This window comes from Comamonas sp. C24C, from assembly GCF_053345995.1.
Genome location: NZ_JBKFBC010000001.1, coordinates 745,784 through 758,403, shown reverse-complemented (window position 1 = coordinate 758,403; position 12,620 = coordinate 745,784). Strand labels below are relative to the sequence as shown.

The following is a 12,620-nucleotide window of genomic DNA, read 5'->3' as shown; positions in this document are numbered from 1 at the left end:
CGCCAGTGCCAGCCGCCAGGTCGAATATCACCTGGCCCGTGCCCGCGCCGCCGCCGCTGCGGCGCAGCAGGGCCATGGCCTGCGCACCGCGCTGGCCGGCCCGCTGCACTCCCTGGTGCACACCATGGACAAGCTGCATGCGGCGCGCGGCATACGCTTCGAGCTGCAGGGGGATGCCACCCAATGGGACTTCAAGGGCGACTCCCAGGACCTGATGGAGATGCTGGGCAATCTGCTGGACAACGCCGGCAAATGGGCGCGCTGGCAGGTGGTGTTGAAGATTGAGCCGGCCAGCGATGACAGCCAGCAACTGACACTGTGCATAGACGACGACGGCCCGGGCATTGCTCCCGAGTTGCGCGAGCGCATCTTTGCCCGCGGAGAACGGCTTGACGAACAGCGCCCCGGCGCCGGTCTGGGCCTGGACATCGTGCGCGATCTGGTTCAGACCTATGGCGGCAGCATCCAGGCGCTGCCGTCGCCGCTGGGCGGCCTGCGCATGAAGCTGCAACTGCCTGGCGCCAGGCACCAGGACTGAGGCCGATCAAAGATTGCGCAGCACCTGTGCCAGGGTATCGGCCTGTGGAAACAGCCAGTCGGCGAGCAGCCCCAGCGCCACGGCCGCGACCAGGGCGCCCAGCACGGGCTTCCAGCTGATGCGCAGCGCGGCCAGCAGCCAGCCTTCGCGCTCCACCACATAGAGGGTTCGGGTCATCAGCAGCGCAAACGCCACCTCTACCGCCACGGTCAGGAACAGATCGGCGCCGAACACCAGCCACACCAGCGACCCCATGCCCGTGACCGCCACCAGCAGGGCGGCAAAGACCAGCAGCACCGGCACGAGCACCACGGCGCCTTCATCGAGCGCGTCCAGCCCCGACATATCGACATCGGGCAGCTCCAGGCCCGGAGACGCAGGCGCGATCTCAGGCACGGCCGCGCCATCGTCCCAGTGGCCGCCGGCACCGCCGCCGCCGTAGGAGCCTCCCTGACCGCTTTCAAAGCCCGCAGTGTCGGCACTGCCTGATTTACCGCCGGAGCCGGAAACTTCGGCTCCTGCATCACCCGCATCCCAGTCGCGGCGCAGCATGCAGCCTGCCCACAGGCGCACCAGCAGCAGATAAAGCAGATAGCCGCAGGCCAGCGCAAGCCCATAGCGCAGCCCCATGCTGTGCACACCGGCATGCAGCAGGCACAGACTGATCAGGGACATGGCAGCCAGACTCAGGCCGCCGGTCAGAGCGGCATGCAGACGCAGCCAGTGGCGTTTTTGCAGGCGCCGCCGCATATGCAGGTCGCGGCCCAGCTGCACCTTGGTCCAGGAGGCAGAGCGACGGCGGGTCTGGCGGCTCATGTCACGCGAGGTGCGGGCCTTTTGGCAGGCTTACTGCTTGCCGGTGGAGCCGTAGCCGCCTTCGCCGCGCTCGCTGGCGTCGGCAAAGTCATCCACCAGGTTGAACTGTGCCTGCACCACGGGCACGATGACCAGCTGGGCCAGACGGTCCATGGGCTGCAGCGTGAAGGCGGTCTGCGAACGGTTCCAGGCGCTGACCATGAGCTGGCCCTGGTAGTCGGAGTCGATCAGGCCGACCAGATTGCCCAGCACGATTCCGTGCTTGTGACCCATGCCCGAGCGCGGCAGGATCAGCGCCGCGTAATGGGGATCCTTGAGATGCATCGCCATGCCGGTGGGAATCAGCTGCCACTGGCCGGGCTCCAGCGTCACCGGCGCATCGATGCAGGCACGCAGGTCCAGGCCGGCGCTGCCGGGAGTCGCGTAGGCGGGCAGGTTGTCGCGCAGGCGCGCATCGAGAATCTTTACATCAACATTCATAAGGATCTGACTAATCTTGTCTGTCTTGAAACAAGGCCCGTGAACCGGGCCTTGCATCCATTGCGGCAGCTGCCAAGCAGCCGCCAGCGGTTTTCCTGAAGGGCGCCATTGTGCCCTCTGCCGGGCAGGCGTCGGCGCCTGGCGCCTGTCAGCGGCCTTGCAGGCGCCTGAGCACGCCGCCCACCGCCGACATCAGGCCCATGAGGGCGAGCAGCACGCCAAAGCCCTGGATGAACTGGGAGAGGATCACCCCGCCCACGATCAGCGCCAGCGAGCCCGGAGACACCCAGGGCTTGCGGCCGGTCTGGGCCTTCTGTCCCTCGATCTGGCGCTCCATGGCCTTGAAGCGCTGCTGCGCCTCCTGCTTGGTCACGGCCGTATTGGGCCGCCGTGCACCTGCAGTGCGCTGGACCGGTGGACCGGCCGCCGTGGTTCGCGCTCCCGGCACCTGCTGCGCCTGCTCCGCCATGTCGCGCGCCTTCTGCAAGGTGCTGCGCAGCTGGGACATGGGCGAGGCGGCCTGGGAGCCGGGCGTGACGACCGCGGTCTGGATCGCTCCGTCGATGCTGCGCAGCGTGCGGCGGTACTCGGGACTGGCTCGCATCAGCTGATCCACATAAGCCACATAGTCGCCATTGCGCGGGCCTTCATAGCTGGAGAGATTCATGTTCGGACTCCTGGGGTCACGGGTCAGGGACGCTTGGCGCTCAGGCGCTGCGCAATTTCATCGACCAGCTGGCGTGCCAGCACGTCCTTGCTGGCATGGGGCAGCTCCTTGGAGCCCTGATCGTCGATCAGCAGCAGGGCATTGTCGTCCTTGCCAAAGGTGGCGGGGCCGATATTGCCCACCAGTAGCGGCACGCTCTTGCGCAGGCGCTTGGCGCTGGCGTGCCTGAGCAGATCATGGCTTTCGGCCGCAAAGCCCACGCAGTACAGCCTGCCCGACCGGGCCTGGTCGGACTGGGCCACACCGGCAAGAATGTCGGGATTCTCGACAAAGTCCATGGCTGGCACATCGCCCGATCCGTCCTTCTTGATCTTCTGGTCGGAAAACTCGGCCGGGCGCCAGTCGGCAACGGCGGCCGTGGCAATGAAGATCGAGGCCCCAGCCACCAGGGACTGCACGGCGGTCTGCATCTGGCGCGCCGACTGCACGTCGATGCGCGTCACTCCGCGCGGCGTGGGCAGATGTACCGGGCCAGCCACCAGCGTGACCTGGGCACCGGCCTCGCGCGCCGCTCGGGCAATCGCAAAGCCCATCTTGCCGCTCGAAAGATTGGTGATACCGCGCACCGGATCGATCGCCTCGAAGGTCGGGCCTGCCGTCACCAGCAGATGCTGGCCCTGCAGGCTCTTGGCCGTGAAGTGCGCCGCCAGCTCCTCCATGATTTCCTCGGGCTCCAGCATGCGACCGTCGCCGGTCTCGCCGCAGGCCTGGCTGCCGTTGCCCACGCCCAGCACCTGGGCTCCGTCGGCTTGCACCTGAGCCAGATTGCGCTGGGTCGCGGGGTGGGCCCACATCTCGCGGTTCATGGCCGGGGCCAGCAGCAGGGGCACGCTCTCCATCGGGCGTGCCAGGCACATCAGGCTGAGCAGCTCGTCCGAGCGGCCCTGCACCAGACGTGCGATGAAGTCCGCGCTGCAGGGCGCGATGAGAATGGCATCGGCCTCACGGCTCAGATTGATGTGGGGCATGTTGTTGGGCTCGCGCACATCCCACTGGGAGGTGTAGACTGCGCGCCCAGAAAGCGCCTGCATGGTGACTGCCGTCATGAACTGCTCGGCGGCCTCCGTCATGACCACCTGTACCGTGGCACCGGCCTGGACCAGCAAGCGGCACAGCATGGCCGATTTGTAACAAGCCACGCCTCCGGAGAGACCCAGCACCAGATGTTTGCCTGCGAACACGTCATTCATGCTGCGCAATTTATCAGACCTGAGCGGCTTTGCCGCCGCACAAGCATCCCTGTACGCCACGCCGAAATTCGTGGCGAACCTATAATCCTGTTTTACCACCACCAAAAAAAGACATGACCAAGTTCGTCTTCGTCACCGGCGGTGTGGTGTCTTCCCTCGGTAAGGGAATCGCCTCAGCCTCCCTTGCAGCGATCCTCGAGTCGCGCGGTCTCAAAGTCACCCTCATCAAGCTCGATCCCTACATCAACGTGGACCCGGGCACCATGTCGCCCTTCCAGCACGGCGAAGTGTTTGTGACCGATGACGGAGCCGAGACCGATCTGGACCTGGGCCACTATGAGCGTTTCATCGAAACGCGCATGCGTCAGAGCAACAACTTCACCACGGGCCGCATCTATCAGTCCGTGCTGGAAAAAGAACGCCGTGGCGACTATCTGGGCAAGACCGTGCAGGTCATCCCCCATGTCACCAACGAGATTCAGGAATACATCAAGCGCGGCGCGGGCCTGGGCACCGACCACGAAGTGGATGTGGCCATCTGCGAAGTCGGCGGCACCGTGGGCGACATCGAGTCCCTGCCCTTCCTGGAAGCCGCGCGCCAACTGGCGCTCAAGCTCGGTCCCAACAACTCCGCCTTTGTGCACCTGACCTACCTGCCGTTCATCGAGACGGCCGGCGAGCTCAAGACCAAGCCCACCCAGCACACCGTGCAGAAGCTGCGCGAAATCGGCATCCAGCCCGATGCGCTGCTGTGCCGCGCCAAGCACCAGGTGCCCGAAGAGGAAAAGAGCAAGATCTCCCTCTTCACCAATGTGCCCGAGTGGGGCGTGATCTCCATGTGGGACGTGGACACCATCTACAAGGTGCCGCGCATGCTGCACGAGCAGGGTCTGGACGGCCTGATCTGCGACAAGCTGCGCCTGAACACGCCTCCCACCAATCTCAAGCGCTGGGACGATCTGGTCTATGAGACCGAGCATCCCCAGGGCGAAGTCAAGATTGCCATGGTGGGTAAGTACGTGGAACTGTCCGACGCCTACAAGTCGGTCAACGAAGCGCTCAAGCACGCCGGCATGCGCAACCATGTGCGCGTGAAGATCACGCATGTGGACTCGGAGACCATCCACGACGCGGATGCCACCAAGCTGCTCAAGGACTACGACGGCATTCTGGTGCCCGGCGGCTTCGGCTCGCGCGGCGTGGAAGGCAAGATCTCTACGGCCAAGTTTGCCCGCGAGAACAAGGTACCCTACCTGGGCATCTGCCTGGGCATGCAGGTCGCCACCATCGAGTACGCCCGCCATGTGGCCGGCCTCGCTGGCGCCAACTCCACCGAGTTCGACTCCGCCACCCCCAACCCCGTGATCGCACTGATCACCGAGTGGAAGGACGCGGACGGCACGATCAAGACCCGTGACGAGAACTCCGACCTGGGCGGCACCATGCGTCTGGGCGCACAGTCTTCCGACGTGCAAAAGGGCACGCTGGCGCACAGCATCTACGGCGACGTGGTGACCGAGCGTCACCGCCACCGCTATGAAGCCAACACCCAGTATCTGGACCAGCTGCGCGACGCCGGTCTGGTGATCTCGGCCCTGACCCAGCGCGAACAGCTGACCGAAATCGTCGAGCTGCCCGCCAAGGTCCACCCCTGGTACATCGGCGTGCAGTTCCACCCCGAGTTCAAGTCCACTCCCTGGGATGGTCACCCGCTGTTCAACGCCTTCATCAAGGCGGCCATGGACAACAAGGCCCAGTCGGGCAAGAAGGCCTGATTCCCTTCCTCCGGAATCAATCCTGAAATAGGAGCTGCCAGCGCTTGAAAATCAATGACTTCAGCATCAAATGATGTTGAAGTCATTCAACATAGAGCGCTAGCAGCTTCAGTTTTTGAAGCATGCACGGCGTGCAAAAAGGAACCCCCATGAAACTCTGCGGCTTTGATATTGGTCTGGACAAGCGCTTCTTTCTGATCGCCGGCCCTTGCGTGGTCGAATCCGAACAGCTGCAGATGGACGTGGCCGGGCAACTCAAGGAAATCACGTCCTCGCTGGGCATCAACTTCATCTTCAAGAGCAGCTTCGACAAGGCCAACCGTTCCTCCGGCACCAGCTTTCGCGGCCCCGGCATGGAAAAAGGCCTGGAAATCCTCGCCAAGGTGAAGAAGGAATTGAACGTGCCCATCCTCACCGATGTGCACACCGAAGCCGAAGTGCCTTATGTGGCGTCTGTGGTCGACATGCTGCAGACCCCCGCCTTCCTGTGCCGCCAGACGGACTTCATCCGCACCGTGGCCCAGTCGGGCAAGCCCGTGAACATCAAGAAGGGCCAGTTCCTGGCCCCGCATGACATGAAGAATGTCATCGACAAGGCCCGCGCTGCGGCGGTGGAAGCGGGCCTGCCCGCAGACAGCTTCACGGCCTGCGAACGCGGCGCCAGCTTTGGCTACAACAATCTGGTCAGCGACATGCGCTCGCTGGCCATCATGCGCGAGACCGGCGCCCCTGTCGTGTTCGACGCCACTCACAGCGTGCAGCTGCCCGGCGGCAACGGCACCTCCAGCGGCGGCATGCGCGAGATGGTGCCCGTGCTCTCGCGTGCGGCCGTGGCCGTGGGCGTGGCAGGCCTGTTCATGGAAACCCATCCCGATCCCTGCAATGCCCTGTCGGACGGCCCCAATGCCGTGCCGCTCAAGCACATGAAGGCCCTGCTCGAAACCCTGGTGGCGCTGGACGATGTGACCAAGCGCAACGGCTTCCTGGAAGACCACTTCCAGGCCTGAGCATGCATACACAAGGCATCAGCACCGGCATGAAGGCCTCGCTGCAGGCCCCCAGGTCCCTACGCCCGGTCCGCCCCAAGGCGGCCCCAGGCGTCTGAGCAGATGATGCACCCCGGCATGACCGACACGATGAAGCGTGGCGTCATGCCTTTTTTGTATCCGCTTTTGTGTCCGAATGCTTGCACAGAAACGTCTTGCGCAAGAATTTCGACGGCTGCAACACGTCAAGGCAAAAGCGGCCCACCAAATTTGTGCACAATAGCCGCCGCAGCCTCTTCCATACTCGTCGCGTGCATGGCGCGCGCAGCATGTGGAGAAGAGTCGGCTTCACAATTTTGATAGCAGCTTGCGCTCATGCACAAGCGCTTGGGCGTGATTTCATGAAAGAAGTCAGCCTGCACGTACCGATTTCAGAAACCCAAAGGAAATGCAATGAGTGCCATTGTTGACATCGTAGGCCGCGAAGTGCTGGACAGCCGCGGCAACCCCACCGTTGAGTGCGACGTGCTGCTGGAATCCGGCGTGATGGGCCGTGCCGCCGTGCCATCGGGCGCATCCACCGGCTCGCGCGAAGCCATTGAACTGCGTGATGGCGACAAGAGCCGTTACCTGGGCAAGGGTGTCCTGAAGGCTGTTGAGCACATCAACACCGAAATCTCCGAAGCCGTGCTGGGCCTGGATGCTTCCGAGCAGGCTTTCCTGGACAAGACGCTGATCGACCTGGACGGCACCGACAACAAGAGCCGCCTGGGCGCCAACGCCATGCTGGCCGTCTCCATGGCCGTGGCCCGCGCCGCAGCCGAAGAAGCCGGCCTGCCCCTGTACCGCTACTTCGGCGGCATGGGCGGCGTGCAGCTGCCCGTGCCCATGATGAACGTGATCAACGGCGGCGCCCACGCGAACAATTCGCTGGACCTGCAAGAGTTCATGATCATTCCCGTGGGCGCCCCCACCTTCCGTGAAGCCGTGCGCTGGGGCGCCGAAGTCTTCCACGCGCTGAAGGCCATCATCCACCACAATGGCATGTCCACCGCCGTGGGCGACGAAGGCGGTTTCGCACCCTCCGTGGAAAACCACGAAGCCGCGATCCAGCTGATCATCGAAGCCATCGAAAAGGCCGGCTACAAGCCCGGCGAGCAGATCGCCCTGGGCCTGGACTGCGCAGCATCCGAGTTCTACAAGGACGGCATGTACGTGCTGGCCGGCGAAGGCAATATGACACTGACTTCGACCCAGTGGACCGACATGCTGGCCGGCTGGTGCGACAAGTACCCCATCATCTCCATCGAAGACGGCATGCACGAAGGCGACTGGGATGGCTGGAAGATCCTGACCGAGCGCCTGGGCGCCAAGGTTCAGCTGGTGGGTGACGACCTGTTCGTGACCAACACCAAGATCCTCAAGGAAGGCATCGAAAAGCGCATCGCCAACTCGATCCTGATCAAGATCAACCAGATCGGCACCCTGACCGAGACCTTCGCCGCCATCGAAATGGCCAAGCGCGCCGGCTACACCGCCGTGATCTCGCACCGTTCGGGCGAAACCGAAGACAGCACCATTGCCGACATCGCCGTGGGCCTGAATGCTGGTCAAATCAAGACTGGCTCCATGAGCCGCTCCGACCGTATCGCTAAGTACAACCAGCTGCTGCGCATTGAGGAAGACCTGGGCGATGTCGCCGAGTACCCCGGCCGCGCTGCCTTCTACAACCTGCGCTAAAGTGCGCAGCTGAAGTAAGTGCCCGGCAACCGCTTTGCGGCCAGGGCACTTACCCTTGATTCCACCAGGTTTTTGTATGGTTAACCGCGTCGTCTGTGTCACTTTGCTGGTCTTGCTGACCGCCATTCATGCCCAGCTCTGGCTGGGCAATGGCAGCATGGCCTATGTGCACGAGCTGCAGCAGCAGATCAACGATCAGTACGCGGCCAACGCCCTCGAAAAATCGGAAAACGACAGATTGCAGTCCGAGGTCAACGACCTCAAGGACGGCCTGTCCACCGTGGAAGAAAAGGCCCGCTACGAACTGGGCATGGTCAAACCCAATGAAATCTATATTCAGGTTTCCAGGCGCTGATCCGGCGCCCGCTCCGTCCCGAAGCCAGCCCCGCGCTGGCTTTGCTGTTCCTGCGCCCACGGTGGTGCTGCTGGGCGCTCCCCATGCCCTGGCGCGCAGCATGGCGCATGGCCTGCTGCAGGTCCGTCTGGATGCAGGCCTGGCCGGCCCCTGGCAATGCATGGCCCCTGCGGCCGGTGATGAATGGCCGACCGATGCCCTGGTCTATGTGCTGGGACAGGATTGGCGCGATACCGACCCGGAGCCGGCCATCGCGCAACAGATCAGCCGGTGGCGTGAACTGCTGCACGCACGCGCACAGAGCTATGTGATGCTCTACGGCAGGCCGTCTGCCCAATGGCAGCAACTGGCCGCATCCCTCAAGTTCACGGCCCCAACCGCAGACTGGGACTGGATCTCAAGCCAGAACCCCTGGAACTCCAGCCAGAAAATACGCCGCAAGGCCTGTGAGCAATGCGGCGATCCCGAGTGCGAACTGGCGCTGTTCGAAGCCCTGAAAAACGCCTCCTGAGGCGCATCCCGGCGCCGAGACTGGCAGGTCTTGCGCCATGCCCGCATACTGCACCAGCTCAAAGGCCTGCTGCGACAGCAGGCGCAAGGCAGCGAGCCTTACTGCACCGCGCTGGAGCTGGGAGGCTGTTTTTGCACGTCGGTGAACAGACGCGCCGCATCGATGGCATCGAACTGGTATTGCTGGCCGCAGAAGTCGCAACCCACTTCGATCTTGCCGCGCTCGGCCACGATGGAATCCACCTCTTCCTCGCCCAGCGAGGTCAGCATGGCAGCCACCCGGTCACGGCTGCAGGTGCAGGCGAAACGCGGGGCCTGCTCGTCGGCCTGCGGAGCGAAGCGCAGCAGCTTCTCCTCCCAGAACAGGCGCCGCAAAATGGTTTCCACGTCCAGCGTCAACAGCTCCTGCTGCGTCAGGCTGGAGGCCAGCGTCGCAATGCGGTTGTATTCCTCGTTCAGGCCCTGGGCATCGTGCTCGGCATCACCGCTTTCTGTGGCTGCGGCCAGATTCGCCTCGCCCTTCACAGGCATGCGCTGCAGCATCAGGCCGGCAGCAATCTGGTCGTTGGCGGCCAGCACCATCACGGTGTCGAGCTGCTCGGACTGCATCATGTAGAACTGCAGCGCATCCGACAGGCGCTCGAAGCGGCCACCGGCAGCATCGTTGAGCGGCACCACGCCCTGATAGGGGTTCTGACCGGGCTGACGGTCCTTGGGGTCCAGCGTGACGGCACAGCGGCCCGCGCCATGGGCATTGACCAGCTCTGCCAGCGGAGCCAGCTGGCCGCGCAGGGGCAGATTGGCCTCGCCCACCAGCGATGCCGTGGCGCGCATGCTCAGATCCGACTGCACTTCGGCCACGGCCAGTTTGACCGGACCGTCACCCATGACCTGAAACACCAGCGCGCCATTGAACTTGATGTTGGACTGCATGAGGACACCGGCTGCCGTCATCTCGCCAAGCAGGGTGCTGACGGCCTCAGGGTAGGCACCGGTGTCCTTGTTGCCGGCACGGCGCCGCAGGATCTCCTGCCAGGAGTCAGTCAGGCGGACGATGGCACCACGCACGGGCAGGCCGTCAAAAATGAATTTATGCAGTTCAGACACGCTAATCGATTCCGGTAAAAAGCCGGGCCCTCAGCCCAGCTTGCGCAAGCCGCGCTTGAAGCGGCGAGCATTTTCAACATAGTTTCTGGCGCTCTGGCCCAGACCTTCGATCTGCTCGGGCGAGAGCTCGCGCACGACCTTGGCAGGACTGCCGAGGATCATGGAGCCGTCGGGGAACTCCTTGCCCTCGGTCACCAGCGAGCCAGCGCCCACCAGGCAGTTCCTGCCGATCCTGGCGCCGTTGAGCACCACTGCACCGATACCGATGAGCGAGCCATCGCCAATCGTGCAGCCATGCAGCATTACTTGGTGGCCAACCGTCACATTGCAACCCACCGTCAGCGGTTTACCGAAATCGGCATGCAGCACGCTGGCATCCTGGATGTTGGAGCCCGCACCGATGCTGATGTTTTCGGTGTCCCCACGAATGACGGTTCCGAACCAGACGCTGGCGTCCCGGTCCAGCTTGACGCGGCCCATGACCTCGGCGCTGTCGGCCACCCAGGCGGTCTCGTCGATCTGCGGCGCAACGCCGTCGAGTTCGTAAATTGCCATGTGCTTGTCTCCCAGTGGGTTGCTTCTTTATAGAACCTAGAATTGTAGGGATGGAGTTACGTCATCGCGCGCTAGAGGTCTTGTGTCTTGCAGACCCAGAGCAGAAAGCGGCTGCAGCCATTGAGCTGCATGCGCAAAAAGCTCTCTATTCAATAGCAGAAACAGCCCAGGTACCGGTTGTTGCCGAATCCGAGCTGCCCGGCCGTCCGGCCCGGCCCGAGCTCAGGCACCACACGGCCGTGGCGCGCCGCTCGCCGGCCACCCTCGAAGGCCGGGCCGTGCTCATCCACGCCATAGCGCACATCGAGTTCAATGCCATCAACCTTGCACTGGATGCCGTCTGGCGCTTCGACGGCATGCCCGAGCAGTACTACCACGACTGGCTGCAGGTGGCCGCCGAGGAAGCCAAGCATTTCCGCCTGCTGCGCGACCACCTGCGCCAGCACCACGGACAGGACTATGGCGACCACCCGGCCCACCAGGGCCTGTGGACCATGTGCGAGAAAACCGCAGGCGACATCATGGCCCGCATGGCCCTGGTTCCCAGAACCCTGGAAGCGCGCGGCCTGGACGCCACGCCGCAAATCCAGAACAAGCTGCGCAACACCCATGCGCCCGATGCGCTGACGGCCTGCGACATCCTGGACATCATCCTGCGCGAGGAAGTCGGCCACGTCGCCATAGGCAACCACTGGTATCGCTGGCTGTGCGAGAAAAACGGCCTCGACCCCGAGTCCTGGTATCTGGAGCTGACGGCCCGCTATGAAGCGCCGCGCCTGCGACCGCCCTTCAACGAGAAGGCGCGCCGCGCCGCAGGCTTCACCGCGACCGAAATCGCCTGGCTGCAACAGATCTAGGCTGTTTTCTTGACTCGAATCAAAAATCGATAGTGAGTTCGGGGCCGCTTGCCGAAGTTGTTTGCGCAAACTGCCTGAACAGATGAAGCTGACACTATGATCGGCTCATTCTTACAATAACCGGCACCGCCAACCATTTCTCACACAGATGTCATGCAGCAATGAGTGAACAAACCATAGAGGACCAGGCATTCGCCTCGCCGCGCAACCTGTCCAAAGGCATGATTGCACGTCAGCCCATCGTCAACGGGCTGCAGCAAATCATTGGCTACGAGCTGTTCAACCGCTCGCGCTCGCCCTATGGTCACACCATGGCCTCAGATGCGACGCTGATCTTTGCGGCCCTCACGCATGCAGGCGAGGAAGATCTGGTCGGCACCAAGCTCATGTTCGTGAACTGCACTCACGAAGGTCTGACCGGCGAGCACCTGGAGCTGCTGCCGGCCGACAAGGTGGTGCTGGAGATCCCTCCCCTGGGCCATGCCGCCGTGCATGAGGTCGCGGCCCGCCTGCCCACGCTGCTGGCACTCAAGGACCAGGGCTTTCATCTGGCCTTCAATCACACGGTGCTGGAGTCGGTGTACGCGGCCTGGCTGCCGCTGGCCGACTACATCAAGCTCGATCTTTCCACGCTGGCGCCGGACCAGCTCACGGTGCTGGTCAAGTTTGCCAACCGCCACACCCGCGCCGAACTGATTGCCGAAAAAGTCGAAAGCGCCCACCAGCATGAGCTGGGCCAGCGCCTGGGCATCGAGCTTTTCCAGGGTTTCTGGTTTGCCCGCCCAACGGTGATGCAGACCCGCCTGCTGACTCCCACGCAGCAAAGCATCATCCAGTTGCTGACACTGGTGCGCGAGCAGGCCAGCACCGATGCGATCGAGGAAGTTCTCAAGAAGGACGCAGCCCTGGCCTTCAACCTGCTGCGCCTCATCAACTCGGCCAGCTTTGGGGCCCATCGCCAGATCACTTCGTTCAAGCAGGCCG

At 63.4% G+C, this 12,620-nt stretch carries 14 protein-coding genes; 8 read left to right on the top strand and 6 right to left on the bottom strand.

The features are described from left to right. Positions 1 to 538 (top strand): ATP-binding protein (locus tag ACLBXN_RS03460; RefSeq protein ID WP_447611142.1); only part of this gene is annotated, 538 nt, incomplete at its 5' end. A 6-nt stretch (positions 539 to 544) separates the two neighbouring features. Here the strand turns inward: ACLBXN_RS03460 and ACLBXN_RS03455 are convergent. From ACLBXN_RS03455 to coaBC, 4 genes are all read right to left on the bottom strand, one after another. Beyond that, complete coding sequence (locus ACLBXN_RS03455; protein WP_447611141.1) at positions 545 to 1,354, bottom strand: hypothetical protein; 810 nt, start codon at positions 1,352 to 1,354, stop codon at positions 545 to 547. Between the two features lie 30 nt (positions 1,355 to 1,384). Further along, positions 1,385 to 1,834, bottom strand: coding sequence for a dUTP diphosphatase (gene dut / locus ACLBXN_RS03450; protein WP_003057711.1), 450 nt, complete (start codon positions 1,832 to 1,834; stop codon positions 1,385 to 1,387). Between the two features lie 148 nt (positions 1,835 to 1,982). Then, a complete protein-coding gene (locus tag ACLBXN_RS03445) occupies positions 1,983 to 2,501 on the bottom strand; it encodes a hypothetical protein (RefSeq protein ID WP_447611140.1) in 519 nt (172 codons plus the stop codon). Between the two features lie 23 nt (positions 2,502 to 2,524). Then, positions 2,525 to 3,751 (bottom strand): bifunctional phosphopantothenoylcysteine decarboxylase/phosphopantothenate--cysteine ligase CoaBC, encoded by a 1,227-nt coding sequence (gene coaBC, locus ACLBXN_RS03440; protein WP_211457478.1) that lies wholly within the window; start codon positions 3,749 to 3,751, stop codon positions 2,525 to 2,527. A gap of 113 nt (positions 3,752 to 3,864) precedes the next feature. On the opposite strand from coaBC, the gene ACLBXN_RS03435 reads away from it, so the two are divergent. The 5 genes from ACLBXN_RS03435 (at position 3,865) to ACLBXN_RS03415 (ending at position 9,118) form a co-directional block, all read left to right on the top strand. Then, entirely contained in the window at positions 3,865 to 5,526 is a 1,662-nt protein-coding gene (locus ACLBXN_RS03435; RefSeq protein WP_034378814.1) for a CTP synthase, read from the top strand. 149 nt (positions 5,527 to 5,675) lie between these two features. Beyond that, positions 5,676 to 6,533: a 3-deoxy-8-phosphooctulonate synthase gene (kdsA, locus tag ACLBXN_RS03430; protein WP_447611139.1), complete on the top strand. Its 858-nt coding sequence runs from the start codon at positions 5,676 to 5,678 to the stop codon at positions 6,531 to 6,533. A gap of 432 nt (positions 6,534 to 6,965) precedes the next feature. Then, positions 6,966 to 8,252, top strand: a complete 1,287-nt coding sequence (gene eno, locus ACLBXN_RS03425; protein WP_003057720.1) for a phosphopyruvate hydratase — start codon at positions 6,966 to 6,968, stop codon at positions 8,250 to 8,252. A gap of 76 nt (positions 8,253 to 8,328) precedes the next feature. Then, positions 8,329 to 8,607: a septum formation initiator family protein gene (locus ACLBXN_RS03420; protein WP_034378810.1), complete on the top strand. Its 279-nt coding sequence runs from the start codon at positions 8,329 to 8,331 to the stop codon at positions 8,605 to 8,607. Continuing rightward, the gene (locus ACLBXN_RS03415) at positions 8,576 to 9,118 is read left to right on the top strand and encodes a hypothetical protein (RefSeq protein ID WP_447611138.1); all 543 of its coding nucleotides are present in this window, start codon (positions 8,576 to 8,578) and stop codon (positions 9,116 to 9,118) included. Before ACLBXN_RS03420 ends, ACLBXN_RS03415 begins: the two co-directional genes overlap by 32 nt. A 98-nt stretch (positions 9,119 to 9,216) precedes the next feature. On the opposite strand, the gene hslO is transcribed toward ACLBXN_RS03415, so the two are convergent. Continuing rightward, entirely contained in the window at positions 9,217 to 10,224 is a 1,008-nt protein-coding gene (gene hslO, locus ACLBXN_RS03410; RefSeq protein WP_167005475.1) for an Hsp33 family molecular chaperone HslO, read from the bottom strand. 30 nt (positions 10,225 to 10,254) lie between these two features. Next, positions 10,255 to 10,779, bottom strand: a complete 525-nt coding sequence (locus ACLBXN_RS03405; protein ID WP_343676442.1) for a gamma carbonic anhydrase family protein — start codon at positions 10,777 to 10,779, stop codon at positions 10,255 to 10,257. 50 nt (positions 10,780 to 10,829) lie between these two features. On the opposite strand from ACLBXN_RS03405, the gene ACLBXN_RS03400 reads away from it, so the two are divergent. Both ACLBXN_RS03400 and ACLBXN_RS03395 read left to right on the top strand, forming a co-directional pair. Then, on the top strand, positions 10,830 to 11,636 hold the full coding sequence (locus ACLBXN_RS03400) for a ferritin-like domain-containing protein (protein WP_447611137.1): 807 nt from the start codon (positions 10,830 to 10,832) through the stop codon (positions 11,634 to 11,636). Positions 11,637 to 11,797: 161 nt separating this feature from the next. Next, positions 11,798 to 12,620: EAL and HDOD domain-containing protein (locus tag ACLBXN_RS03395; RefSeq protein WP_447611136.1), on the top strand; the 823-nt coding region annotated here is incomplete at its 3' end.